Raw genomic sequence first — 25,483 nt, forward strand, 5'->3', positions numbered from 1 at the left:
CTCTCACATCCGGAAGAGGCCGAAGGAGGTCTCCGGCAGCGGGGTGTTGGCGCACACGTCAAGGGCGAGGCCGAGGACGGTGCGGGTGTCGGCGGGGTCGATGATGCCGTCGTCCCACAGCCGGGCCGTTGAATAGTAGGGGCTTCCCTGGGCCTCGTACTGCTCCCGGATCGGGGCGGTGAAGGCCGCTTCCTCCTCGGCGCTCCACTCTTCCCCGCGCGCCTCGAGCTGGTCGCGCTTGACCGTGCTGAGCACCGAGGAGGCCTGGTTGCCGCCCATGACGGAAATGCGGCTCGCCGGCCACATCCACAGGAAGCGCGGGGAGTAGGCCCGCCCGCACATCGAGTAGTTGCCGGCTCCGAAGGAGCCTCCGATCACCACGGTGAGCTTGGGAACCCGGCAGGTGGCCACCGCGGTGACCATCTTGGCCCCGTTCTTGGCGATGCCGCCGGCCTCGGAGTCCCTGCCGACCATGAAGCCGGAGATGTTCTGCAGGAAGATCAGCGGGATGCCGCGCTGGTCGCACAGCTCGATGAAGTGGGCGCCCTTGAGCGCCGACTCGCTGAAGAGCACTCCGTTGTTGGCGACGATCCCGACCTTGTGCCCGTGCAGGGTGGCGAAGCCGGTCACCAGCGTGGTGCCGTAGTCGCGCTTGAACTCGTGGAAGAGGCTTCCGTCGACGAGGCGCGCGATGACCTCGCGGACGTCGTAGGAGGCGTTGACGTCCACCGGAACGGCGCCGTAGAGCTCGTCGGTGTCGACGGCGGGCGGCTGCACCGGAACGGTCCCCTCCGCCGGCCGCGGGTCCGGAAGCGTCGAGATGATGTCGCGCACGATCTCGAGGGCGTGGTGGTCGTTCTCCGCGAGGTGGTCGGTGACTCCGGAGACCCGGGAGTGAAGCTCGCCGCCGCCGAGTTCCTCCGCCGTAACGACCTCGCCGATGGCGGCCTTCACCAGCGGCGGCCCGCCCAGGAAGATGGTGCCCTGGTTCCTGACGATCACCGTTTCATCGCTCATGGCCGGGACATAGGCGCCGCCTGCGGTGCAGGAGCCCAGAACGGCGGCGATTTGGGGGATCTTCCGCGCCGACAGGGTGGCCTGGTTGTAGAAGATGCGGCCGAAGTGGTCGCGGTCGGGAAACACCTCGTCCTGCTTCGGCAGGTAGGCCCCGCCGGAGTCGACGAGGTAGACGCACGGCAGGTTGTTCTCGAGCGCAACCTCCTGGGCCCGCAGGTGCTTCTTCACCGTCAGCGGGTAGTAGGTGCCGCCCTTGACCGTCGCGTCATTGGAGATGACCAGCACATGCCGCCCGTGGACCAGGCCGATGCCCGCGATGACGCCGGCTCCCGGAGATTCGTCGTCGTACATGCCGTTGGCCGCCAGCGGCGCGATCTCGAGGAAGGGGCTGCCGTCGTCGAGCAGGAAGTCGATGCGTTCGCGCGGCAGGAGCTTGCCGCGGGCCACGTGCCGCTCGCGGGACCGCGGCGGTCCGCCCAGGGCGGTTTCCGCGAGGCGGTCGCGGAGTTCCGCGGCCAGGCGGCGCTGCGCCTCGTCGTTCTCCAAGAATTCCAGCGAGGTGGTGTCCACCTTCGACGTGAGCGTCTCCATCGACTCTTCCCTCAAACGACTTAAGTTAGTAAGCGCTAACCGAATTTAGGTTAGTGGCTATTAACCGGCCTGTCCACCACAATAAGAGCACATCCACCAGCCGCGAAGGATATTTCCATGGAATCACCGCCCACCGTCGACCGGGTTACGGGCCGCAGCCTGGCCAAGGCCTCTCGGCGCGCCGCCCTTTTGGGCGCGGCGGCCCAGCTTTTCGCCGAGCGCGGGTACAACGGTGTCTCCATTGAGGACCTCGGTGCTGCCGCGGGCGTCAGCGGGCCGGCCGTCTACCGCCACTTCAGCGGCAAGCCCGCGGTGCTCTCGGCGCTGCTGACCGGAGTCAGTGAGGACCTCCTCGACGGCGGCCGGGCCGTCCTGGCCAACTCCGCCGACGCCGACAGCGCCCTGCGCGGACTCATCGAGTTCCAGGTCGACTTCGCCCTCAGCAACGCCAACGTCATCCGTGTCCAGGACCGCGACCTCAGCAGCCTGTCCCGCGAGGACGCCCAGACGGTGAGGTCACTGCAGCGCCGCTACCTCGAGGTGTGGGTCGAGGCGATGGCCGACCGCACCCCGGGTGCCGACCTCGTGCAGCTGCGCCGCAAGGCCCATGCGGTGTTCGGACTCATCAACTCAACCCCCCACACCACCCAGGGCAGCAGGAGCAGCAGGGATCTCGGCGGCCTGCGTCTCCTCCTGGAGAACATGGCCTGGGCCGCACTGAACGCCTGAGCCCGGCATCCGCCTGACCCGCAGGTACGCTGGTTCCTTACCGATACCATTCCTCACCGATACCGACCGCGCCCCCTAACCGAAAGTTCCGCTGTGATTGAACTCCGCCCCGTTGAAGCCGCCGACCTGGATGAGTTCTTCACCCACCAGCTGGACCCAAGCGCCAACCACATGGCGGCCTTCGCCGCGAAGAATCCGTCAGACCGCGGGGTGTTCGACCACCACTGGCAGGACATCCTCAACAACCCCAAGATCACAGTGCGCACCATCCTCGCGGACGGCGAGGTGGTCGGCAGCATCCTCGCCTACAAGGACGAGGAGACCCCCGAAATCAGCTACTGGGTGGACAAGGCGCGCTGGGGCCAGGGCATTACGACGGCGGCGGTGGGCCAGTTCCTCGCCGAGGTGACCGAACGCCCCCTGCGCGCCCGGGCCGTGGTCGACAACGTCAGCTCAATCCGCATCCTTGAGCGGTGGGGCTTCCAGCGCGTCGGCGAGGCCCAGGGTTTCGCCAACGCCCGCGGCGCGGTGGTCAAGGAACTGATCCTCGAACTGCGCTGAGCCGGCCGGAACTGCGCTGAGCCGGCCGAGGGCGCGGCCGGGGCTGGACGACGGCGAGGCCGGGGCCGGAGCCGCGGCTCTCGGTCGGGCGGGCCCGCCGTCCGTCACCGCGGCGCCCGCCCAGACGCCTTCGACGTCGCGCCCCGCGGCTCAACCACCTCCGACGTCGCACCCCGCGGCCTACGCGCCTTCGACGTCGCGTTCCGCGGCCTCAATGGCTGGTTCGGTCACCATCCGCATGCCCAGCAGCAGCGCCAGGGACAGGATGCCCATCGAAGCGAACACCGTGGTCAGCCCGAAGTACTGGGCCAGCAGCCCGCCGGCGGCCGCGCCCGCAGGCATGGTGCCCCAGGCCAGCAGGCGGTAGGCGCTGTTGACCCGTCCGAGCAGCCGGTCCGGAGTGATCCGCTGCCGCAGCGAGACCGAAACGACGTTCCAGACGGCGATGGCCACCCCGCCCAGGAAGAAGGCCAGGCCAACGAGCACCGGGTCCGCCGTCACGGCCGGGATGCCGACGAGGGGCACGCTCGCAAGGATCGCCACGGCCAGGGACCGGGAGCGTCCCAACCGCTTCTCGATCCCCTCGGCGACGAGCGAGCCGAGCACGCTTCCGACGGCGATCGAGGTCAGCAGCAGCCCGAAACCGGGCTCCGAAAGCTTCATGGCCGATCCGGGGCCGACGGCGAAGAGCACGAAGACGGTGAACGCCGCGCTGGTGGCGAAGTTGAAGCCTCCGACCATCGCCGCAAGCGTGCGCAGCAGCGGCCGGCTCCACAGAAACCGCAGCCCCTCGGCGATGTCGGCACGCATCGAGGTGGATGTCGTCCGCTCTACCCGGAAACCGCCGCGCACGAACAGCAGTGCTCCCACCGCGCAGACCCACAGGGCCGCCGGGACGGTCAGGGCCAGGGTGGCCCCCGCGACGACGAGTGCTCCTCCGAGCGGTGGCCCGATGAACTGGTTCGCCGTCAGTTCCACCGCGAAGAGCCGGCCGTTGGCCCGCGAGAGCACCGGCCGGGGCACCACCTGCGGCAGGATCGACTGGGCCGAGGTGTCGTAGGCGGTCTCGGAGCAGCCGATGCCGAACGCCACAAGGTAGAGGGCCCAGATTGGCTCCGCCCCGGACAGCAGGGCGGCAACGAGGGCGAGAAGAAGCGCGGCGCGAGCGGTGTTGGCCGTAAGCATGATCCGGCGGCGGTCGCCGCGGTCGGCGAGCGCTCCGGCAGGCAGCGCGAAGAACAACCATGGCAGCGACAGGGCGACGGCGAGCCCGGCAATCAGCGTCGGAGAATCGGTGAAGCGCAGGGCAATCAGCGGCAGGGCGACCTTGAGGACGCCGTCGGCGAGGTTCGAGAAACCCGAAGCGGTCCACAGCGTCCAGAACGGGGCCCCGAGCGGCTGCCGTTCGCCATCGGGCACCGCATCCCCGGGAGGGCGCCCTCCATCCTCCACCACGGAATCCCCGTCCTGTCTCCAGCCGGCGCGAGCCGCCGGCGACGTTCGCCGGCACAGCCCGCCGACACAGCATGCGGTCGCTTCGGCCGTTCTCTTCGGCCGTTAGCTCCAACCTGTCGAGAAAGGCACCCGCTCCCCAAGGTCCAAGTAAAGCGCTATTCGATGAAGCGCCGCTTCCGGCGCGCCGCACCAGGCAGCAGGCCGAGGGTCGTCACTTTGGGCCCGACTGTCCCGCCCTGAGCGGAACAACTCCCGGTACCGCCCGGGCAAGGCACCACCAGGGCAAGGCACCACCAGGGCAAGGCACGGTGCGATCGGGTGACGCACCCGGGCGGAACGGCACGCGCCGCCGGACCGCCGACGGTGCCGCCACCCGGTGCGGGTCAGCGGGAGGAGTTCACCGGGAGGAGTTCACCGGGTGCGGTTCACGGGGTGCGGGTCAGCGGATCCAGTTCAACGGGTCCAGTTCACCGGGTGCGGTTCACGGGGTGCGGGTCAGCGAATCCAGTTCACCGGGTCCAGTTCACCGGGTGCGGTAGCGCGCGTAGATCAGTCCGCTGTCGAAGGCGCGCTCCTCGACCAGATCGAGATCCAGTCTGACGCCGTCGGGGAAGAACCGCTTGCCGCCCCCGACCACACTCGTGGTGATGAACAGGTGGTACTCGTCCACCAGGCCGGCCGCGATCGCCTGAGCCGCGAGGTTCGGACCATCGACGCTGAGGTCGGAGTCGGACTCCTCCTTGAGCCTGCGCACCGCATCAGGGTCGAAGGTCCGCTCGATCCGGGTCCTCGCGCTTGACGCGGCCTCCAGCGTCGTGGAGTACACGATCTTTTCCGCGGCCTGCCAGTCGCGGGCATACTGCAGGATGTGCGGAGGCACGTCGGGCAGGGTGTGCGCCGTCTCCCAGAACACCATCGTCTCGTACATCCGCCGGCCGTAGAGGAAGGTGCGGACGGGGCGGAAAATGTCACCGATGAAACTGTGCACCTCCTCGACCTCGGCCCCGGCGCCAAGGTCGCCCTCCGCCGCCTCCGCATAGCCGTCGAGCGAGGTGATCATCGAGTAGATCAGCTTTGCCATGCTTCTCCTTCAGGTACGCGGGGCACTCTGCGCGGCCCGCAGGAGGCCTGCGCGCGGTCCGGCAGGGGGCGGCCGCTGCACGAACCGAACCGGAACCAACCGGACCGGAACGGACCGGCCGGCCGGCCGGTCCCCCTCGACCGCCGGATTTTCGACGAAGCGTACCCCGGGCTGCCCGCCCGGCTCCACCATTCCGGCACCTGCCGATCCCGCGCCTGCCAATCCACCGCGTCCCCACGGCGCCCGTCACGCCCGTCACGCCCGTCTCGTCCCCACTTCTTCACTGCGCCCGCCGCGCCCGCCGCGTCCCCACTTCTTCACTGCGCCCGCCGCGCCCGTCTCGTCCCCACTTCTTCACTGCGCCCGCCGCGCCCGCCGGAGCGCGGGTAGTCTGACTCCATGGTCGACTCCACGCGCCGCCAACAACTCATCATCGACACCCTTGTGGAAGCCCATGAGGCACTGATGGGGGCCGATCCTCACGCTTTCCGTGCCCGGTTCCGGAAGATGGCCGCCGACCCCTACGCGTTCTACCGGGGCAGCGCCGCCCTCTTCTACGCCGACATGGCGGACCTCAACGACCGCTGGGCCGACGAGCGCACCAGCCGTGTGTGGATTCACGGTGACCTGCACGCCGCAAACTTCGGCACCTACATGAGCAATGAAGGACGCCTGACCTTCGACGTCAACGACTTCGACGAGGCATACGTGGGCCATTTCTCCTGGGACCTCCGCCGCTTCGCCGCATCCCTCGCCCTGCTGTGCTGGCAGAAGGCACTGCCCACCCGGGCCGTGCACGACCTCGCCCGGGTCTACCTGCAGGCCTATCTGGACCGGGTGCGCGACTACGTTCGTGCCGAAGAGGCCGATTTCGCCTTCGGTCTCTCGAACACCGACGGGGCAATCCGCGCCGTCCTGCAGGAAGCCCGGGCCTCCAAACGGACAGTGCTGCTGGACGCCATGACCCGCATCGAGGACTACGAACGGCACTTCCGCGAGGACGGTTCCATCCGCACGCTTGAGGAGGCGGAGTACAGGAAGGTCAACGCCGCGTTCGAGGAATACCTGACCACCATTCCCGACAGTGAACGGTCCCGGCGGCGGGTGTTCTACCGGGTGAAGGGAATTGTCGGCAAGAAGGGCTTCGGCATCGGCAGTGCGGGCCTGCCGGCCTACAACGTCCTCATCGAAGGCTTCGACGAGGCCCAGGAAAACGACATCATTCTCGCCATGAAGCAGTCGAACGTCGCCGCGCCCAGCAGGATCGTCTCCGATGAGCGGGTACGCTCCTACTTCATCGACGACGGCCACCGCGCGGTCATCAGCCAGCGCTCACTCCAGACCCACACCGATCCCTTCCTCGGCTACACCACGATCGACGGGGTGTCCTTCGTCGTCGGCGAACTCTCCCCCTACAAGCGGGACCTTGACTGGGAAGACCTGACGGAGCCGTCCCAGATGGAACCCGTCCTGGCCAGCCTCGGCCAGGCCACCGCCAAGATCCACTGCGCCAGCGACGAGGACAGTGACCACGACCTTGTGCCGTTCCGCATCGAAACTGCGATCATTGAATTACTTGAGGGCCGTGAGGAGGAGTTCATCGAAGACATCATCGACTTCGCCACGGCCTACGCGGCGGAGGTCCGCCGGGACCATTCATTGTTCGTCGATGCCTTCCGGGAAGGAAAGATCACAGCAGTTCCGGCCACCTGAACCTTCCCCAGCAAAGGGAAATCCAACCTATTGCGCGCCGTCCGGCCTGCCGTGCCGCCCGTCCGCAGAACCGAGGAGAATTGCCAATGACCGTCCAGACCCACACTCCCGGCCGGAAACAGTGGCGCCTCGCCCTGCTCGCCGTGCCGTTCGCCGCCCTGCTGGGAGCGTGCGCCCAGGCCGAGGACACCGCCCGGGACGCCGTGTCCTCGGCAGCGACCGCAGCGGCAGGCGAGGTCAAGGAGCAGATCTGCAAGGTGACCGAGGATGGCCTGGTCAGTGCGCGGGACAAGGAACTCCTCGGCGGCCTCATCGGTCCCGCCAGGACCGCCGGGGTGCCCGAGGAGATTCTGGCGCCGGCGGATCGGTTGGCCGAGTCCGGCGACGCGGTGCCCGACGACGCCCTGTCCGAACTGCGTGGAGCATGCGGACAGGAACCAGAACCCTCCGCCACCTGACCAGGGTCCCGCGCAAGTCGGGTCTGGCCGCTGGGATAATGCTTGACCCGGCCTGCGCCCTCGATCATCCTTGAATCTACTAAGCATGCTTAGCAATTCATCGGAGGAGCTTCCAACAGCGTCATGGCGGGCACCCGGTGACGGATTGCCGGACACCGGGGCGACACGCTCCCTGGCGACGTCCAGGGCGTGAGTCGGGCCGACCCGGAGATCCTTTCGATGGGCGGACTCGAAAGGCGGCAATGACAACCACAGCGAAAAAACGCCCCGTGAAGGACCTGGCCGAACTCGAGCGCCTGGTCACGACGGTGCACGGCGTTTGCCTGCGCTACTCGAAAGGGTTCGAGGCCGACGCAGGATCACAGAGCACCGACACCGAAAGCGGGCTGGCACTCCCCGGCCTCTCGGTGAACCCACTCACTCCGGAAGCCTGGTGGACCCGCCCGCTGGAGGACTGGTTGGCCCGCCAGATCTGCCAGTACAAGCACTTGAGCGAGCGGCGGGACCGCCATGCCTGGATCCTCACTGGAACCTGCGCCGGCCGCGGACCGGACTGCGAGCCCCTCCTGACCGACATCCGTCCTCTCGGGCGGCTTGATCCAGCCGTCCTTGAAGAGGCAGAGCGCGTTTACGCGGAGCGGTTTCGGGCCCGGCAGGGGCCGTAGCGGGGGCAGTTCCGCGCGCCGGGGACATTGAGTCGGGGAAATTAATAAGCCTCCTGACCTTTCGCTTTCCTGACTTCCGACCTACACTGGGAAAACCGGTCGAGCAGGAGGCCTGTGGCCCCTCGACCATGGAGTTGTCATGAACAACGCTCTGCATGTTCATTTCCCCACGTCCGACCTTGACGCCCCTGCCGCTCTGTGGGGGCACACCCCCCAGCCGGCGCCTGCGTTCAACTCGTCCGCAGGCGAAGCCCAGTTCCCCACGGACCTTTCCGCGCTGTCCACCCGGCAGCTGCGCACCATGTGCAACCAGACCTACCAACTCATGGACACCGCGTACCCGCCGCTTGAGGTGCGGGAGCGTTACGAGGCCCTTGTCGAGGAGCTGGAACACAGGGAGCAGACGGCGCAGGCTCCGGTACCGGTGGAGACGACGGGCCAGCGGGGGACCTTCCGTGACAACGTGCTGTACTCGCGGTTCGAGCTGTACCGGGACGGCCTGATGGCCGGGTACGTGAAATACGAGCTGCGCGGCGGGGAAGTCCTGCTGATCCAGGCAGTCATTGACCGCCGGTTCCGCTCCATGGGACTCGAGCCCGTGCTGATGCAGTCGGTCCTGATGAACGCCCACCGCCGGCGCCTCGATATCGCACCATACTGCGCCGAGTCCCAGGAGTTCCTGCGGGAGAACCCCCAGTTCCTGCGCCTGCTCCTCCCCCATCAGCGCGACCGGTTTCTCGCCGCTGCCGGCGGGTGAGCAGGGCGCCGGCCGCTTATTCTTGAGGTAAATCATAGGGTTTCCGCGGGGGCTCCTTGAGGTGCGGGGAACACAATGGGGGAGTACGGAAAGCAGGAGTCCCGAAAGACGGGTCAGGGGGGCCTTTAGGCAGGGGCGCCGGCCGCTTTCGCCGCCGACTCACCCAAGGGACAGACCCATGCAGCACCAGCGCACCTTCGAGGCCCTCGAATGTTCCGGCCTGTCCCTCGGTGAGGTCGTCCAGCACTACCTGAACATGGGCGGCTCGATGGACGAGCTTGAGGTCGATGCCTACCTGCATGGGTTGATTCAGCTCCCCGCACAGGAGCGCGACTGCATCTCGCAGGCCGTCAACGAACTGATCGACGATATGTTCGCGGGCGCCAGCTACCACTGCTGCCGAGCCCCTTACAGCCCTGAACACCGTTCCAATCTGCGCCTGCAGTCACCTCCGGCACCACCTGCCAGGCTAAGGTCTCGTCTGCGGCCGCGACCCACCCGCGTCGACAGCTGACCGCTGGCCGCTCCCCACGGCGGCGCTCGCGTGCCACCCGCGTCGACCCCTGACCGCTTGGTGCTACCCTTCGGCTGCCGCCTGCGCGTGACCATTGCCGTGACCATTGCCGTTCAGCCGGATATCGCCGGTGTTGGCCAGCTGTTCGGCGACCACCTGGAGCTTTGTATTCGTCGTTGAACTCACGGCCGAGAGCAGCACGAAGGCCTGCGGTGCGCTGATCTTGAAGCGTTCCATCAGGATTCCCTTGGCCTGGCCGATCACATCCCGGTTGACGAGGGCCTGATTGAGCTGGCTGATCTCCAGGGCATCGGCGAACGCGACGGCGGCATGGGCGGCGACCAGCTGCCCGATCTGCTCACTCTCGTCATCAAAAGCGCCAACCTCGGCACCATAGAGATTAAGTGCCCCAAGAGTGTCGCCCTCAACGAACAGCTGGAACGACATCATGCTCCGCGCGCCCAGGTCCCAGGCCCGCCGGGCGAACCTGGGCCATCGGGTTTCACTGCCCATGTCGGGCACCCGGACCACTTGTTCTTGATAGGCAGCATCAAGGCACGGACCCTGACCGGTTTCACTTTGGACTGCGTCTACCCTGCGGGGCAGGTCGCCGGATGCGGCCCGGGACTCCACCGTCCGACGTGCCCTCACAAGACTGATCGACGCGTGTGCTACCTGGGGGATCAGCCGGATCGCTGCCCGCACGATGTCTTCGAGGACCGCCTCGGTGTCCTGCTCGTTCTGCATCTCGCGCGCAAGCAGGCTCAGCTGATCGGCGAGATCCCTCATGCCGCGCGGCTGGTCCCCCGCCTGGGAATTCGTCTCAATCACCGTCCGTCCTCACGTCACTGCTCCCGTTCTGGTCATCTGCCGGCGCCGACCGGTCCCCACGTCTCCGCCCGTTGCGCAGTCGATCGTAGGACGATCCCCGGCGCACTGGTTCCTGCGACGTTGGACAGTGGAATCCGGGTGGAGTGGAGCCACCCGGTGCGCCGCCCGCGCCCGCTCCGTGCGGAGCACGCACCCCAGCGAAGACGGGGCCGGTGTCCAACCGGTGCCCTCTGCTGGTTTCCCGACTCTACTCCCCGCCGTCAACCCGGCGGCCTGAAATGCCGCTGTTTTTCCGTGGATTTCGGGCAGCGGCAGGAGCCTACGCCCACCGATCCCGCGCTGAACGATGCAGGGGCCGCGCCGGGTCCCGCGGCAAAACCATTCCGGCGCCCAGGCCTCCCGGCGGGGGTACGGCGTCGGCCGTCACACCATCGTGAGGACCATCCCCGGGTCGGCCAGGATGGCGCCGATGTCGGCGAGGAACCGCGAACCCTGCTCGCCGTCGACCAACCGGTGGTCGAAGGAGAGGCTGAGGGTCATGACCGACCGCAGTGCGATCTGCCCCTGGTACTCCCAGGGCATGCGGCGGACGGCGCCCATGGCAAGGATCGCTGCCTCCCCGGGGTTGAGGATCGGCGTTCCGGCGTCGATGCCGAAGACACCGATGTTCGTAATGGAGATGGTGCCGCCCGAAAGATCCGCAGGACCCGTCTTTCCGGCGCGCGCCCGCTCGGTGAGGCCTGTCAGCGCTCCGGCCAGTTCCAGCAGGCTGAGCTCCTGGGCGTCCTTGATATTGGGCACCAGCAGTCCCCGTGGTGTTGCGGCGGCGATGCCGAGGTTCACATAGTTGAACTGCACGATGTCCCCGGCGGCTTCGTCCCAGCGGGAGTTGAGCGTCGGGTTGCGCTGCAGGGCGATGCACAGGGCCTTTGCGACGATCGTCAGCGGCGTGATCCGCACGCCCGCAAAGGCCCTGGATTCCTTGACCCGGCCGATGAGTTCCATGGTGGGCGTGACGTCGATGGTCAGGAACTCGGTCACATGCGGCGCGGTGAAGGCGCTGGCCACCATGGCCGCCGCCGTGTGCTTGCGCATCCCCTTGATCGGTGTGCGCGTCTCCCGGGCGGTGTCCTGCGCTCCGGCCGGTGTGATGGTGGCCGGTGAGGGGATGACCGATGCTGGTGCGACGCTGCCGCCCGCGCCGTCGGAGGCGGAAGTCTGCTGCGCGGCTGCCAGGACGTCGTCTCGGGTGATCAGCCCGCCGGGTCCGGTGCCCGGAACCCCCTCGAGACCGATGCCGAGATCACGGGCCAGCTTCCGCACCGGAGGAGTCGAGCGCGGACGCTCACCGCTGATCGTTCGGACCGGGGTGGCGGGGGGACCGGCGGATTCGAGGGCAGCAAGCGCGGGAGCGGCCTCGACTGCGGGGCGGGCCGGAACGGCAGGAACGGCCTCAATCATTGGTGCGGATCCGGCCCTTTCAGCCAACCCGGGAAGGGCGGACCCTCCGGCAGGATTCGCGCCACCGGAAAGCTGGGACGCGAAGCGCCGGGCACGCCGTTCGGGCCGCCCGCCCTTCTCGACAGCGGCACCGTATCCCACAAGGTTCGGCTCACGTTTGGCGGGGGCTCCGGTGTCCCCTCCGGATGCTGCGCTGCCGGTGGACGGCGGCGCTCCGGCGGGCCCGGCCACCTCGAAGGACACCAGCGGCGCGCCGACCTCGACGACGGTGCCGGGCTGTTCGTGAAGCTCGGCGATGACGCCTGCGTAGGGCGATGGCAGTTCGACGACGGCCTTCGCGGTCTCCACATCGGCGATGATCTGGTTCAGCTCGACGGTGTCCCCCACCGCCACATGCCAGTTGACGATTTCAGATTCCGTGAGGCCTTCGCCCAGGTCCGGAAGCCGGAACTCCTTGATCACGCCTGCCACTACCTTTCGAGTCCGCTCAGTGAATTGGGCCGGCCGAGCACGCGGTCGACGCCGTCGAGGATGCGGTCGAGGTCCGGCAGATGGTGGAATTCGAGCTTGGAGTACGGATAGGGGATGTCGAATCCCGTGACCCGGACCGGCGCGTGCTCGAGGTGGTAGAAGCACCGCTCGGTGATGCTCGCGGCGATCTCGGCTCCGAGTCCGCCGGACTGCGCGGCCTCGTGGGTGATGACGAGACGCCCGGTCTTCCGCACTGAGGCTTCGACGGTCTCGAAGTCGATGGGTGCCAGCGAGCGCAGGTCGATGACCTCCACCGAGACGCCGTCGTCGCCGGCGGCCACCGCGGCGTCGCGCGCGGTGGGAACCAGCGGCCCGTAGGTCACCAGCGTGACGTCGGAGCCCTCGGTGACGACGCGCGCCTTCTCCATGCTTGAGGCCGCCGGGTCAGAGCCCTCGTCGACCTCGCCCTTGACGTGGTAGCGGCGCTTGGGCTCGAAGTACAGCACGGGGTCATCGGAGCTGATGGCCTGCTGGATCATCGTGTAGGCGTCCTGCGGGTTCGATGGGCTGATCACGCGCAGGCCGGAGGTGTGGGTGAAGTACGCCTCGGGTGATTCCGAGTGGTGCTCCGGGGACCCGATGCCGCCGCCGAAGGGAACCCGGATGGTGATCGGCATCTTCACCGCGCCCTGGGTACGGTAGTGGATCTTCGCGACCTGGCACACGATCTGGTCGAACGCCGGGTAGATGAAGCCGTCGAACTGGATCTCGACGACGGGCCGGTAGCCGCGGTAGGCCATGCCGACGGCGGTGCCCATGATCCCGGCCTCGGCGAGCGGAGTGTCAAGGACCCGGTGGGCGCCGAAATCCTTCTGCAGCCCGTCGGTGATGCGGAAGACACCGCCCAGCTTGCCGATGTCCTCGCCCATGAGGATCACCTTGGGATCGTTGTCCATGGCCCGGCGCAGGCCCGCGTTGATCGCGCGGCCGAAGGTAAGAGTGGACATCAGGAGCTCCCGTCGGAGGATGCGCTGTCGGCAAAGGATGAAAGGTACCGCTCGTAGTGGTCCTGCTGGCGGTCGAGCCAGGAATTTGGGGTGCTGTAGACGTGCTTGAACACGTCCGACGGTGCCGGCTCGGGCATGCCCAGGCAGCCGGCGCGCAGCTCGGCGGCGACGGCGTCGGCCTTGGCCTTCACGGCGGCGGTGAAGGCCTCGTCGAACAGGCCCAGCGAGTCGAGGTGCGCCTCGAGGCGCTTCAGCGGGTCCTTCGCCGCCCAGTCCTCGAGCTCGTTGGCGTCACGGTACCGGGTAGGGTCGTCCGCGGTGGTGTGCGGGCCCATCCGGTAGGTGACCGCCTCGATGAAGGTCGGGCCGCCGCCGGAGCGTGCCCGGGCGAGGGCCTGACGGGTGACGGCGAGGCAGGCGAGCACGTCGTTGCCGTCAACCCGCACGGACGGGATGCCGAAACCGGGGGCGCGGTTGGCAATCGGCACGTGGGCCTGGAGCCCGACCGGCTCGGAGATGGCCCAGTGGTTGTTCTGGCAGAAGAAGATAACCGGGGCCTGGAAACTCGCTGCGAAGACCATCGCCTCGTTGACGTCGCCCTGGCTGGTGGCGCCGTCGCCGAAGTAGGTGACCGCCACGGCGTCGTCGCCGTCGTTGAGGATGCCCATCGCGTAGCCGGTGGCGTGGAGGGCCTGCGCTCCGATGATGACCTGGGGCGTGGCCATATTGATGGCGTAGGGGTCCCAGCCGGAGGAGGCGTTGCCCCGCCAGACGCGCAGGATGTCGGTGAGGTCCACTCCCCTGCAATAGGCGACGGCGTTCTCGCGGTAGCTCGAGAAGACGAAGTCATCGCTGCGCAGCGCGCGGCCCGAGCCGATTTGCGCCGCCTCCTGGCCGAGCAGCGGAGGCCACAGTGCCAGTTCTCCCTGGCGCTGGAGCGCCGTGGCCTCGGAGTCGATCCTGCGGACGACGACCATGTCCTCGTACAGGCCCTGCAGCGCGGCGCCGTCAATGTCGGCGACGAGCGCGTCGTAGGCCGGTTCCGGAACGCGGACGCCGTCGGCGGTGATCAGCTGGATGAGTCCGGAGCCTGGCTCCCCCGGGCCACCGGGAACGGATTCGATGTTTTTTAGGGCCACAATTGCACTTCGCCTTCACTGTCAGGCCGGTCCGTCCGCGGCGCCGCAGCACCTCCAGGACACCCCGGGCGCCATTACCCGAAGTACCTGTGACACTACTCACACACCACACGTGGCACAACCGAAATGTTATTCACTGAGCATTATGCTCTATTCCGCGCGGTCCGGGCGTGTTAGCGTTGCGCAGTATGCAACCCCTTGATGGCACCGATCTCCGCCTGCTCCTCGCGATGGCCAAGGACCCCCGGAGGACCGTCGTCGCCCTTGCCGAAAAACTCGGCCTCTCCCGCAATACGGTGCAGGCACGCATGACCCGGCTCGAGCAGAAATCGGTCTTCCTTCCCTTCGAACGGCGCATCAATCCCGCCGCCCTGGGCTATCCCTTGATGGCATTCATCCACGTCCACGTCCAGCAGCAGAAGCTTGCGGAAATCACGGCCCGGATCAGCGAGATCCCGGAGGTGATCGAGGCGTACGGCCTCAGCGGGCAGGCCGACATCCTCGTGCGCGTCGTCTCGGCGGACGCCGAGGACCTGTTCCGGGTGAACGGGAAGATCCTCGCCTGCGACGGCGTCGAACGCTGCGACACGTCCCTGGCGATGGGTGAGCTCGTTCCCTTCCGGGTCGAGCCCCTGCTGCACCGCGGGCCGCGGCCGCCGTCCTGACCGGCGCCCGCAGCGGCTACGTCCGGCACGTCGGAGGGCCCCTACCGCGGCCGGCCCCGGCGGGCACACTTCTCTTTCCCCTTTTGGTTGATCCCGGCCGGGGCTAGGGTCGAAACACCGCCGGGTACCCCGGCGGAACAGCGCACAGCACAGGTGCAACCACGCCTGCGAAGGAGTAGACCATGGCCCCCGAATCAGAAGACCCCTCAAGCCCGGTCCGTGACGGACTCACTGAACCAACCACACCCCTGACCCGCGAACGGACCGAGCAGACGGCCCCGGGCGACGATGCGGATGGCTCCGCCAACCTCGACTTCAACTTCAGCGGCGCCGATAAGTCCGGCGAGCCCGAGGAGGCTCCGGGGCTCAACGTCGCGGCCGGCCCCGCCGAGGAGGAGGACCGCGAGAAAACCGACGAGCGGGAACTGACGACGGACATCAGCCCCAGCGACTAGCGCGGAATCGCCACGGCATGGCACGGCACGGCAGGGACCGGCCGTTCCCGCCCGGACACTGAAGGGCCGCAGCACCCCCAGGGGTGCTGCGGCCCTTCGTCGATGCGGGTCGGGAAGGTTGGTTCCCGTGCCCTAGTGGTCGACCGCCTTTTCGGCGCCCACACCGGTGAGCGAGCGGACCTCCATCTCCGCCTGGACGAGGGGATCCTCGGTCCGCTTGGACAGCGTGGTCCCCAGCCAGCCGAGGAAGAAGGCCAGCGGGATCGACACGATGCCGGGGTTGTTAAGCGGGAAGATCGAGAAATCCGCCCCCTTGATCATCGACGTCTCGCCGCCGGAGACGACCGGTGACAGCGCGATCAGCAGGATCGCCGAGCCCAGGCCGCCGTACATGCTCCACATGGCGCCCTGGGTGTTGAACTTCCGCCAGAACAGCGAGTAGAGGATGGTCGGCAGGTTGGCACTCGCCGCGACGGCGAAGGCCAGGGCCACCAGGAACGCGACGTTCTGGCCCGAGGCACCGATGCCGCCCAGGATGGAGAGCAGGCCGATGACGACGACGGTGCGCCGTGCGACCTTGACCTCGCCGTCCGGATCGACCTTGCCGCGGCGGATGACGTTCGCGTAGATGTCGTGGGCGAACGAGGCCGCCGCGGTGATGGTCAGGCCTGCCACCACGGCGAGGATCGTGGCGAACGCGACGGCCGAGATCAGCCCCAGCAGCAGCGGGCCGCCGAGCTCGAAGGCGAGCAGCGGGGCCGCAGAGTTGACCGCACCCGGTGCCGCAAGAATGCGTTCGGCACCGATGAGGGCGCTGGCGCCGTAGCCGAGCACGAGGGTGAACAGGTAGAACGCGCCGATGAGCCAGATGGCCCAGACCACCGAGCGGCGGGCCTCCTTGGCCGTGGGCACGGTGTAGAAGCGCATCAGCACGTGCGGCAGGGCCGCGGTGCCGAACACGAGGGCGAGCGCCAGCGAAATGAAGTCGAGTCGAGTGGTGCCGGTCATGCCGTACTGCAGGCCGGGGCTGGTGATCGCCGCGTTGCCCGAGGTTTCGATGGCCGCGCCGAGCAGGGTGGAGAAGTTGAACCCGTGGAGCGCGAGGACCCACACGGTCATGATGAACGCGCCCGTGATCAGGAGGAAGGCCTTGATGATCTGCACCCAGGTGGTGCCCTTCATGCCGCCGATCAGGACGTAGATGATCATGAGGATGCCGACGACGGCGATCACCAGTGACTGGCCGACGCGGTCGTCGATGCCCAGCAGCAGGGAGACGAGGCCGCCGGCGCCGGCCATCTGGGCCAGCAGGTAGAAGAAGCACACAGCGAGCGTGGTGATGGCCGCCGCGATGCGGACCGGTCGCTGCTGCAGGCGGAAGGAGAGGACGTCGGCCATGGTGAACTTGCCGGTGTTGCGCAGCAGTTCCGCAACGAGCAGCAGGGCCACGAGCCAGGCGACGAGGAAGCCGATGGAGTAGAGGAACCCGTCATAGCCGTTGATGGCGATGGCGCCGACAATGCCCAGGAAGGAGGCTGCGGAGAGGTAGTCTCCCGCGATTGCCGTCCCGTTCTGCGGGCCGGTGAAGGAGCGGCCGGCGGCGTAGTAGTCGGCCGCGGTCTTGTTGTTGCGGCTGGCCCGCAGCACGATCACCAGGGTGATCGCGACGAACAGGCCGAAGATCGTGATGTTCAGCCAGGGCTCGCCGACGCGGGTCGACTCGGTGGTCTGCAGGGGCAGGAACGGACCTGCGGTGAGGGGGCTGATCATTTCTTCCCGCCTGTCGGATCGCTGAATGCTTCGGGGGCGGCACTCTCAAGCTCGTGCCGAAGGTTGGCTGCGATGGGGTCGAGCCGCCGGTTGGCGTAGCTGACGTACCACATGGTGATGGCGAACGTGCTGACGAACTGCGCCAGCCCGAGGAGGATGCCGATATTGACGTTGCCGAAGACCGGGGTGGCCATGAACTCGTGGGCGTAGTCGGCCAGCAGCACGTAGGCGAAGTACCACAGCAGGAATGCCACCGCCATGGGGAAGACGAAGCTGCGGTGCCGCTTGCGCAGTTCGCGGAACTGCTCGGCCTCCTGGACCTCCGTGAAATCGACGGCGGGCCGGGCGGCCGTACCCGCGGTGTGCGCACCGGCCGCCGGGGCCGCCTGGTGTGCCGGGACGCCGTCGGTCCGGCCGGTGTCCGGAGTTCCGCCGTCCGGGCCCGGCGATCCCCCGTCCGGTTCGATTGGGTGCGAACCCATTGTTCCTCCTCTGCTTGGACTTTTCCCTGCGGTGCCGGCGGCAGTGCCGGGCAGGGTCGACCTGCGATGTGACTTCACTCACTCTCACTCGCGCCGGGGCGCTTTTCCAGCGCTGCGCACCAGTCCCGCGCCCAACGGGCGGCGCGCTGCGCCGAACGGTCAGCCGCGCATTTCCTCGGACCGTCCGGACCGGGCCCCTGAACGCCGCGGCCCCCGCCGGGCCGGGGTGCCACCACCGGATGACGGAAGTGGGATGGCAACGGAGTAATCGGCGCCGGCCCCTGAGCTGCGGGCCTGCCCGGCGGCGGACCCGCCGCCCGTCGTGGACCGAGCCATTACTGTAGAGCCATGGTCAGCCCCGCCGTCGACACCGCCCTGGTGTTCGCCGTCGCCGCCATCACCCTGGCGGTCGTTGGTTCGGTCGGATTTCGGCTGTCCCGCTCCTTCCGTGACCTCGGATCCGACGCCGACCGCGCCACCTACACCACCCTCCACACCGCGGCGCTCGCCTCCGAGCACCTGCGGGAGGGACTGACCCCGGCGGGTGCGTCCAAGGCGAGCCGCCACCTCCGCGGCCTGCTGCGGTGCGACACCCTGATGATTACCGATGAGGCGGCCGTGCTCGGCTGGGACGGCGCTCGCACGATCCCGGCCGGGGTGATGGACGCGATCGGCGGATCGCTGGCGAATGGTCGCACGCAGATCGTACGCCGGCCCCAGCTGGAGCAGGCGGGCATCACCGGCCTGGGCGAGCTCGTCGTCGCGCCGGTCCGGGTGGACCAGCGGGTGGTGGGCACCGTCGGTGCCTTCGCCGCAGAGGCCAATGCCGGGCTGGTGCGCGCAACGAACGAACTGGCCGGCTGGGTCTCGACGCAGGTCGAGCTGGCAGAACTCGACTCCTCCCGCCGGCTGCTGATCGAGGCCGAGGTCCGGGCGCTGCGCGCCCAGATCAGCCCGCACTTCATCTACAACTCGCTCAACGCCATTGCGTCGTTCATCAACACGGACCCGCAGCGCGCCCGCGACCTCGTCGTCGAGTTCGCCGACTTCACCCGGTACTCCTTCCGGCGCCACGGCGACTTCACCACCGTGGCCGAGGAACTCCAGAGCATCGACCGGTACCTGCTCCTCGAGCGCGCCCGCTTCGGTGACCGGCTGAAGGTCCGGCTCGAGATCGGCCCGGAGGTGCTGGGCACCGTCATCCCGTTCCTGAGCCTTCAGCCGCTCGTCGAGAACGCGGTGCGGCACGGCCTCGAGTCGAAGGAGGGCACCGGGCACATCACCATCACCGCCCGCGACGCCGGGACCTTCGCGGAAGTCACCGTCGAGGACGACGGCGTGGGCATCGAGCCCGACCATCTCCGCTCCGTCCTCGCCGGCCACGCCGACGGGGTGCACGTGGGCCTGCGGAACGTCGATTCGCGGCTGCGCCAGGTGTACGGCGACGACCACGGCCTGATCATCGACACCGCCCCCGGCGCTGGGACCCTGATCACGCTGCGGGTCCCCAAATTCCAGCCCGGGAACCGCGCCTGAGCGTACGCTAGAGATCATGGTCAATGTGGTCATCGCCGACGATGAGCTCCCTGCAGTGGAGGAGCTCGCCTTCCTGCTCTCCCAGGACAGCAGGGTGCGGACCATCCACCGCGCCTCAAGCGGCGCCGAGGTGCTTGCCACCCTCGAGCAGTCCGACGTCGACGCCCTGTTCCTCGACATCCACATGCCCGCCGTGTCCGGACTCGATATCGCACGCTCGATCGCCGCCCTCGACCGGCCGCCCGCCGTCGTCTTTGTCACCGCCGACGAGGACCGGGCGCTTGAGGCGTTCGACCTCCGGGCCGTCGACTACCTGCTCAAGCCGGTGCGGCGGGAGCGGCTGTCCGAATCGGTCCGGCGCATCTGCGAGCTCGCCGAAGGCAGCGCTGCGGCACCGGAGGTCATCACCGTCGACCAGGGCGGGATCAGCCGGAGGATCCGCCGCGATGAGGTCCGCTACGTCCAGGCGCAGGGCGATTACGCCCGGCTTCACACCGCCGGGGCGAGCTACCTGATCCGCATTCCCCTGAACGACCTGGAACGGCAGTGGGCCGATGCAGGCTTCCTGCGTATCCACAGGTCCTACCTCGTGGCCATGGACCAGGTGAGCCTGGTGCGCCTGGGCGCCGGACGCCCCAGCGTGACCGTCGGCAACGCTGAACTGCCGGTGAGCCGCAGGCACCTGCCCGGGGTCCGCGAGCAGCTCGAGGCGACGCGCCTGCGGCCCGGCCACTAGGCCGCCCCGCCATGACCACCCCCGAGCCGCACCGGCCGCCCCCTGCCTCCGACTCCGGGCGCCCCGGCTCCGGACCCCCTGCCCGGGTGCGGGTCACGGCGCCGCGCACCAGCGCCCGGCCCAGTACCGGAACCTACCCGGTGACCCGTGAGATGGCCGAACACTCGGCGGTCGGCGAGGTCTTCGTCGGCTCCCTCATCCGGTCCCAGCTGCGTCTGGCGCTCGTGGTGGCCGGCGGGTTCCTCATCATCCTGATCGGCATCCCGGTCCTGCTCGGGCTGTTTCCCTCGATCCGGGAGGTCACCGTGCTCACCGTGCCCGTGCCCTGGCTGCTGCTCGGCCTCGGGGTCTACCCGCTGTCCATCGCGTGCGCGGCCCTGTACGTCCGCAGCGCCTCGCGCAACGAAAAGCGGTTCCAGGAGCTGATCGATGAGGGCTGACGAGGTGGGCGACGCCTTCGGGCTCAACCCCGCCGTCGGATACGCAGCCCTGCTGCTCGTGGCGGTGACAACGCTCCTGATCGGAATCTACGGGCTGCGCATCTCGCGGACCACCGGCGACTTCTACGTGGCCTCCCGCACCGTACGGCCCTGGTGGAACGCCTCGGCCATCGGCGGTGAGTACCTCTCGGCCGCCAGTTTCCTCGGCGTCGCCGGGCTGATCCTCATCTCCGGGACCGACGCCCTGTGGTTCCCCATCGGCTACACCGCCGGATACCTGATGCTGCTGCTGTTCGTCGCCGCGCCGCTGCGCCGTTCGGGGGCCTACACGATCCCCGACTTCGCGCAGGCACGGCTGGAATCCCTGCCGGCCCGCCGCGTCACCAGCCTGCTCGTGATCGTCGTCGGCTGGCTGTACATCGTGCCGCAGCTCCACGGGGCCGCGCTCACCGTGAGCATCACGACCGGGCTGCCGGCCTGGGTGGGCCCGCTCGCCGTCGTCGTCGTCGTGTGTGCCGGCGTGATGGGCGGCGGGATGCGCTCGATCACCTTCGTCCAGGCCTTCCAGTACTGGCTCAAGCTCACGGCGCTGGCCGTGCCCGCCGTGTTCATCCTGCTGCGCCTGGGCGTGGAGGGCCTGCCCGTGACCGACGGGGGCGCCGCCTTCACCGCGGACCTGAACACCACCGCCGGCGCCTCCCTCTACAGCACCAGTTCCCTGGTGATCGCCCTGCTCTTCGGCACCCTGGGGCTGCCGCACGTGCTGGTGCGCTTCTATACCAACCCCGACGGCGCCTCGGCACGGCGCACCACACTGATCGTGCTGGCCCTGCTGTCGGTGTTCTACCTCTTCCCCACCCTCTTCGGCATCCTCGGGCGCATCTACACCCCCGACCTCGCCGTGCCCGGGGCGGCCGACGCCACGGTGCTGATGCTGCCCGGAAGGATCTTCGACGGCGCCGCCGGGGATGCGCTGACGGCGTTCGTCACGGCGGGGGCGTTCGCCGCATTCCTGTCCACCTCGAGCGGGCTCGTGGTCTCGCTGGCCGGCGTCGTCAGCCAGGAGTTCTTCTCCGGCAGCGTTCGGGGGTTCCGCCGGGCCGCTGTCCTTTCGACCCTGGTGCCGCTGGTCCTGGCGCTGCTGACCGACTCGCTGGCACTTGCCGGCAGCGTGGGCTCGGTCTTCGCCTTCACCGCCTCAACGCTGTGCCCGCTGCTGCTGCTGGGCATCTGGTGGCGCGGGCTGACCGACGCCGGGGCGGTGGCCGGCATGCTCGCCGGCGCGGTCCTGTGCGGGGGTTCGATCCTCAGTGCTGCGCTTCTCGGCCCGGAGGCGGCGTCCCTTGACTGGCTCCGGCAGCCGGCGCTCTGGACGGTGCCGGCCGCGTTCCTCGTGATGATCGTCGTGTCCCGGGCGACCCGGGGCAGGCGGCCGGCGGGCACCTCACGCGTGCTGGCGCGGCTTCACACACCCGAGGCTCCCGGGCCCCGGCTTGCCGGCCCGAAGGCCGAGCCGTCAGTCGATTGAGGCCATGAGTTCGACGACCCGGTCAAGGAAGGCATCGACCTGGTTCTCCTCGTAGCCGGCGGCCCCTACGGTCTCCCGGAAGACGGCCCGGCGCACCACGTCGACGCTCAGCGGCAGATCGTTCTCGAAGTACCGCAGGAGCTTCTCGCACAGGGCGTCGACGTCCTCGGTGTTGTAGCTCAGCGCCTTCTTCTTGGTCGGCCTGCGGAAACGCTCGCCGGGGGCCCGGTGGAGCCGGCCGCGCAGGATTGCGGAGGCGCGGCCGATCTGCATCAGCCAGGCGTCTTCACCCTTCGCCTCGATCAGCTGGTCGCGTTCCCGCTGGGCGAAGGCGTCCTCGAGCCGGTCGAGTGCGGCGTCGACGTCCTGCGGCTCGTAGCCGCCCTTCGCCGGTTCGAAGACGATGGCGCGGACCTGGGCGCTGGTGATCGGACCGTCACCGGACTCGCCGTTGTTGTAGAAGGTGCGGGCCCGGACCAGGAAGCGGTCCACCTGCCGGGTGTTGTAGCCATAGCTGCGCCGGCCGACGCGCGCAAAAGGTGAGCTGCCCTGGCGAGCATCGTCCATGGTGCCTGTGTCTTTCTGCTGAGACCAAAAAGGCTGGCGGAATCCCCGTCCGCTAGATCAGCCCTGGTACAAATGTAGCGGACAGCAGGAACGCCATCGGCGAGGCGAAGACCACCGAGTCGAGCCGGTCCATGACTCCCCCGTGGCCGGGCAGCATGGTGCCCATGTCCTTGACGCCGAGTTCACGCTTGATCATCGATTCGGCCAGGTCGCCGGCGGTGGCCGCCGCAACGATGGCCACGGCAAGGACCAGGCCCACCCAGAGCGGCTGGTCGAGCAGGAAGACCGCGCACAGCGCGCCGATCACCATGGCACCACCGACCGAACCGCCGAAGCCCTCCCAGGACTTCTTCGGACTGATCTTCGGGGCCATGGGATGCTTTCCGAACAGCACGCCGATCAGGTAGCCGAAGGTGTCGTTGGCGACGACCAGCAGCAGGAGCGTCGCGATGAGCAGGTACCCGCCGGGAAGCTGGAGGAGCAGCATCGCAAAACTGAGCATGAAGGGCACCCACAGGAGGGTGAAGGCGCCGGCCATCACGGCCTGCGGCGCCCCCGGTGCGGGGTCGAGCGACCGCCACAGCAGCAGGGCCAGGAATGAGAAGACCGAGGCGAAGGCGAGGCTCTCCGCGCCGCCGTAGTAGGCGGCGAGGGGCAGTGCCACGCTTGCGGCCACCGCCGGAACCACGGGCATGCCGATGCGGCGCACCGCGAGGGCGCGCGATACCTCGAGGACGCCGAGGACGCCGAGCACCGTCACCAGTGCGACGAAGGCAAGCGGAAAGAAGAGGAGGCCGCCAAGGACCAGGATCATCAGGCCCACCCCGACCCCGATGGCGGCCGGCAGGTTCCGGCCGGCCCGCGAGGGCGCTCCCGGTTCGCGCGGCGGCCGGCGTGACCGGCGGAAGAGGCGGGGACCGCGCTTGCGTGCCTCACGCAGTTCGCGCCGGGTCACCGGTCCGGCCGGCTCCGCAGCCGCGGGCGACGGCGTCCCGGACGTGCCGGGATGCACGGTGGCGGGGAGCGGCTCGGGTGTTGCCGGCACGTCCGGCGTCGGATCCGTGGGGCCGGAGGCGGTGGCACCGGCCCCACTGGTCCCGGGTCCGGCGGCCGTGCCGGCTGTGCCAGCCGCGCCGGCTGCCTGGACCGCCGGCACGGCGCCGGTCACCCGCGGGACTGCGGCCGAGGCAACCGACGGACGGGGGGCGCTTGCACCGGGTGTATCACGGGCGGCGCCGTCGCCCGAGGGGACGTTGCCGCCCACTGAGGGCTTAGGAACATGCATCAGACTTCGAGGAGCTCGGCTTCCTTACGCTTGAGCATGTCGTCGATGGTGTCCGTGTGGGACTTCGTCAGGGCGTCGAGTTCCTTTTCGCCGCGCGAACCCTCGTCCTCGCCGGCGTCGCCGTCCTTGACGGCCTTGTCCAGGCCGTCCTTGGCCTTGCGGCGGATGTTCCGCATCGAGATCTTCGCGTCCTCGGCCTTGGTGCGCACGAGCTTGACGTACTCCTTGCGGCGCTCCTGGGTGAGCTCGGGGAGCACCACCCGGATGACGTTGCCGTCGTTGGAGGGGTTGGCGCCCAGGTCGGAGTCGCGGAGGGCGCGCTCGATGTCATTGAGGGCGGCCCGGTCGAACGGGGTGATCAGCAGGGTGCGCGCCTCGGGGTTCTGGAAGGAGGCAAGCTGCTGCAGCGGCGTCGGCGCGCCGTAGTAGCTGACCATGACCTTGGAGAACATCGCAGGATTGGCCCGCCCGGTCCGCACAGTCGCGAAGTCGACCTTCGCCGCTTCGACGGCCTTGTCCATCTTCTCGGTGGCCTCTAGCAAGATCTCTTCGATCACGATGTCTCCTTAGCTCTGCGTTCAGTTGCCCGGCAACCGGTCCAGTGTTCAATCCTAGTTCACCGACCGGACCCCGGGGCCCGGATTCGGAGCCCGCGGGCTAGTTGGTGACCCGCGTGCCGAGCTTCTCGCCGCGGATGGCACGCGTGACGTTGCCCTCGCCCTCCATGCCGAACACCACCATCTCCAGGTCGTTGTCCTTGCACATGGTCATGGCGGTCTGGTCCATCACCCGGATATCACGGCGCAGGGCCTCCTCGTAGGAGAGGGTGATGAGCTTCTCGGCGGAGGGATCCTTATGGGGATCGGCCGTGTAGACGCCGTCGACCCCGCTCTTGGCCATCAACACCTCATCGGCGTGCACCTCGAGCGCGCGCTGGGCCGCCACGGTGTCGGTGGAGAAGTACGGCAGTCCCGCGCCGGCACCGAAGATGACCACACGGCCCTTCTCGAGGTGGCGGATGGCGCGCCGGGGAATGTACGCCTCGGCAACCTGGCCCATGGTGATGGCGCTCTGGACGCGGGTTTCGACGCCCTCCTGCTCCAGGAAGTCCTGGAGTGCGAGGCAGTTCATCACCGTGCCGAGCATGCCCATGTAGTCGGCGCGCGAGCGGTCCATCCCGCTCTGGGAGAGTTCAGCGCCGCGGAAGAAGTTTCCACCGCCGACGACGATCGCCACCTCCACCTCGCCTACAGTGGCCGCGATCTGCTTGGATACAGCCCTCACCGTTTCCGGATCGACGCCGAGCTTGCCGCCGCCGAAGACCTCGCCGGAAAGCTTGAGGAGCACCCGCCGTCGTCCGTTCTTGCCACCCGTGATTGCCGGTTCAAGGTTGTCCATGATGCCTCCCAGGGCGTAAAGCGGTGCGTTCTGCACAGTTTGTAAAAGAATACGGTGCGCCGGGCGGGCGCGAAAAAGGGTGGCCACCAGGGGCGGCCACCCTTTCCATTGTTACAACCGATCCGACGTCCGGACCTACGCGCCGACGCGGAAGCGGACGAAGGCGGTGGC

At 68.4% G+C, this 25,483-nt stretch carries 26 protein-coding genes; 13 read left to right on the plus strand and 13 right to left on the minus strand.

Translation table 11 applies throughout. From position 1 onward, the window contains the following. Positions 1-3 precede the first annotated feature (3 nt). Positions 4-1,608 (minus strand): carboxyl transferase domain-containing protein, encoded by a 1,605-nt coding sequence (locus QZX79_RS09335; RefSeq protein ID WP_294567828.1) that lies wholly within the window; start codon positions 1,606-1,608, stop codon positions 4-6. A 117-nt stretch (positions 1,609-1,725) separates the two neighbouring features. Here QZX79_RS09335 and QZX79_RS09340 point away from each other — a divergent pair, with 117 nt between their 5' ends. Together QZX79_RS09340 and QZX79_RS09345 are read left to right on the plus strand one after the other, a co-directional pair. Further along, complete coding sequence (locus QZX79_RS09340) at positions 1,726-2,337, plus strand: TetR/AcrR family transcriptional regulator (protein WP_159615967.1); 612 nt, start codon at positions 1,726-1,728, stop codon at positions 2,335-2,337. Between the two features lie 93 nt (positions 2,338-2,430). Next, positions 2,431-2,898, plus strand: coding sequence for a GNAT family N-acetyltransferase (locus QZX79_RS09345; protein WP_294567830.1), 468 nt, complete (start codon positions 2,431-2,433; stop codon positions 2,896-2,898). A gap of 180 nt (positions 2,899-3,078) precedes the next feature. Here QZX79_RS09345 and QZX79_RS09350 read toward each other — a convergent pair whose 3' ends face one another. Next, a complete protein-coding gene (locus QZX79_RS09350; protein WP_294567833.1) occupies positions 3,079-4,353 on the minus strand; it encodes an MFS transporter in 1,275 nt (424 codons plus the stop codon). Between the two features lie 523 nt (positions 4,354-4,876). After that, on the minus strand, positions 4,877-5,434 hold the full coding sequence (locus QZX79_RS09355) for a dihydrofolate reductase family protein (protein WP_294567836.1): 558 nt from the start codon (positions 5,432-5,434) through the stop codon (positions 4,877-4,879). Between the two features lie 399 nt (positions 5,435-5,833). Between QZX79_RS09355 and QZX79_RS09360 the strand changes: the two genes are divergently transcribed. The 5 genes from QZX79_RS09360 (at position 5,834) to QZX79_RS09380 (ending at position 9,541) form a co-directional block, all read left to right on the plus strand. Then, entirely contained in the window at positions 5,834-7,147 is a 1,314-nt protein-coding gene (locus QZX79_RS09360; protein WP_294567839.1) for a DUF2252 domain-containing protein, read from the plus strand. A gap of 86 nt (positions 7,148-7,233) precedes the next feature. Further along, a complete protein-coding gene (locus tag QZX79_RS09365; protein ID WP_294567840.1) occupies positions 7,234-7,605 on the plus strand; it encodes a hypothetical protein in 372 nt (123 codons plus the stop codon). 242 nt (positions 7,606-7,847) lie between these two features. Next, positions 7,848-8,270: a DUF6098 family protein gene (locus QZX79_RS09370; RefSeq protein WP_294567842.1), complete on the plus strand. Its 423-nt coding sequence runs from the start codon at positions 7,848-7,850 to the stop codon at positions 8,268-8,270. Between the two features lie 139 nt (positions 8,271-8,409). Continuing rightward, complete coding sequence (locus QZX79_RS09375; protein WP_294567845.1) at positions 8,410-9,027, plus strand: N-acetyltransferase; 618 nt, start codon at positions 8,410-8,412, stop codon at positions 9,025-9,027. A 178-nt stretch (positions 9,028-9,205) separates the two neighbouring features. Continuing rightward, positions 9,206-9,541, plus strand: a complete 336-nt coding sequence (locus QZX79_RS09380; protein ID WP_294567847.1) for a hypothetical protein — start codon at positions 9,206-9,208, stop codon at positions 9,539-9,541. Between the two features lie 63 nt (positions 9,542-9,604). Here the strand turns inward: QZX79_RS09380 and QZX79_RS09385 are convergent, their stop codons facing one another. The 4 genes from QZX79_RS09385 to pdhA all read right to left on the minus strand — a co-directional run bounded on the left by QZX79_RS09385 (position 9,605) and on the right by pdhA (position 14,450). After that, the gene (locus QZX79_RS09385; RefSeq protein WP_294567849.1) at positions 9,605-10,372 is read right to left on the minus strand and encodes a GAF and ANTAR domain-containing protein; all 768 of its coding nucleotides are present in this window, start codon (positions 10,370-10,372) and stop codon (positions 9,605-9,607) included. Positions 10,373-10,795: 423 nt separating this feature from the next. Beyond that, positions 10,796-12,295 (minus strand): dihydrolipoamide acetyltransferase family protein, encoded by a 1,500-nt coding sequence (locus tag QZX79_RS09390; protein WP_294567851.1) that lies wholly within the window; start codon positions 12,293-12,295, stop codon positions 10,796-10,798. Between the two features lie 8 nt (positions 12,296-12,303). Further along, entirely contained in the window at positions 12,304-13,311 is a 1,008-nt protein-coding gene (locus tag QZX79_RS09395; RefSeq protein WP_120166690.1) for an alpha-ketoacid dehydrogenase subunit beta, read from the minus strand. Beyond that, complete coding sequence (pdhA, locus tag QZX79_RS09400; RefSeq protein WP_294567853.1) at positions 13,311-14,450, minus strand: pyruvate dehydrogenase (acetyl-transferring) E1 component subunit alpha; 1,140 nt, start codon at positions 14,448-14,450, stop codon at positions 13,311-13,313. Before pdhA ends, QZX79_RS09395 begins: the two co-directional genes overlap by 1 nt. 188 nt (positions 14,451-14,638) lie before the next feature. On the opposite strand from pdhA, the gene QZX79_RS09405 reads away from it, so the two are divergent. Beyond that, complete coding sequence (locus tag QZX79_RS09405; RefSeq protein WP_294567856.1) at positions 14,639-15,115, plus strand: Lrp/AsnC family transcriptional regulator; 477 nt, start codon at positions 14,639-14,641, stop codon at positions 15,113-15,115. Between the two features lie 182 nt (positions 15,116-15,297). Continuing rightward, entirely contained in the window at positions 15,298-15,570 is a 273-nt protein-coding gene (locus QZX79_RS09410) for a hypothetical protein (protein WP_294567858.1), read from the plus strand. A gap of 132 nt (positions 15,571-15,702) precedes the next feature. On the opposite strand, the gene QZX79_RS09415 is transcribed toward QZX79_RS09410, so the two are convergent. Together QZX79_RS09415 and QZX79_RS09420 are read right to left on the minus strand one after the other, a co-directional pair. Beyond that, positions 15,703-17,340 carry a cation acetate symporter gene (locus tag QZX79_RS09415; protein WP_294567860.1) on the minus strand — a complete coding sequence of 546 codons (1,638 nt, stop codon included), beginning with the start codon at positions 17,338-17,340 and terminating at the stop codon, positions 15,703-15,705. Beyond that, positions 17,337-17,822, minus strand: coding sequence for a DUF485 domain-containing protein (locus tag QZX79_RS09420; RefSeq protein ID WP_294567863.1), 486 nt, complete (start codon positions 17,820-17,822; stop codon positions 17,337-17,339). The genes QZX79_RS09415 and QZX79_RS09420 overlap by 4 nt, the downstream gene beginning before the upstream one ends. Before the next feature lie 348 nt (positions 17,823-18,170). On the opposite strand from QZX79_RS09420, the gene QZX79_RS09425 reads away from it, so the two are divergent. Genes QZX79_RS09425 through QZX79_RS09440 form a run of 4 tightly spaced genes read left to right on the plus strand, consistent with a single transcriptional unit; the run spans position 18,171 to position 22,062 of the window. After that, on the plus strand, positions 18,171-19,358 hold the full coding sequence (locus QZX79_RS09425; protein ID WP_294567865.1) for a sensor histidine kinase: 1,188 nt from the start codon (positions 18,171-18,173) through the stop codon (positions 19,356-19,358). Positions 19,359-19,374: 16 nt separating this feature from the next. After that, positions 19,375-20,094 (plus strand): LytTR family DNA-binding domain-containing protein, encoded by a 720-nt coding sequence (locus QZX79_RS09430; protein WP_294567867.1) that lies wholly within the window; start codon positions 19,375-19,377, stop codon positions 20,092-20,094. An 11-nt stretch (positions 20,095-20,105) separates the two neighbouring features. After that, positions 20,106-20,534, plus strand: coding sequence for a hypothetical protein (locus QZX79_RS09435; RefSeq protein WP_294567869.1), 429 nt, complete (start codon positions 20,106-20,108; stop codon positions 20,532-20,534). After that, positions 20,524-22,062 (plus strand): cation acetate symporter, encoded by a 1,539-nt coding sequence (locus tag QZX79_RS09440; protein WP_294567871.1) that lies wholly within the window; start codon positions 20,524-20,526, stop codon positions 22,060-22,062. The genes QZX79_RS09435 and QZX79_RS09440 overlap by 11 nt, the downstream gene beginning before the upstream one ends. Here QZX79_RS09440 and QZX79_RS09445 read toward each other — a convergent pair. The 4 genes from QZX79_RS09445 to pyrH form a co-directional block, all read right to left on the minus strand. Further along, positions 22,051-22,629, minus strand: coding sequence for a DivIVA domain-containing protein (locus QZX79_RS09445; protein WP_120166707.1), 579 nt, complete (start codon positions 22,627-22,629; stop codon positions 22,051-22,053). The two genes, QZX79_RS09440 and QZX79_RS09445, sit on opposite strands and share 12 nt — an antisense overlap. A gap of 52 nt (positions 22,630-22,681) precedes the next feature. After that, the gene (locus QZX79_RS09450) at positions 22,682-23,569 is read right to left on the minus strand and encodes a phosphatidate cytidylyltransferase (protein ID WP_294567878.1); all 888 of its coding nucleotides are present in this window, start codon (positions 23,567-23,569) and stop codon (positions 22,682-22,684) included. Positions 23,570-23,913: 344 nt separating this feature from the next. Next, a complete protein-coding gene (gene frr / locus QZX79_RS09455; protein ID WP_120166711.1) occupies positions 23,914-24,471 on the minus strand; it encodes a ribosome recycling factor in 558 nt (185 codons plus the stop codon). Between the two features lie 100 nt (positions 24,472-24,571). Further along, positions 24,572-25,312, minus strand: coding sequence for a UMP kinase (gene pyrH / locus QZX79_RS09460; RefSeq protein ID WP_120166713.1), 741 nt, complete (start codon positions 25,310-25,312; stop codon positions 24,572-24,574). Positions 25,313-25,483: the final 171 nt, after the last annotated feature.

The sequence above is a fragment of the uncultured Arthrobacter sp. genome (genome assembly GCF_902805515.1).
Classification (GTDB): Bacteria; Actinomycetota; Actinomycetes; order Actinomycetales; family Micrococcaceae; genus Arthrobacter_D.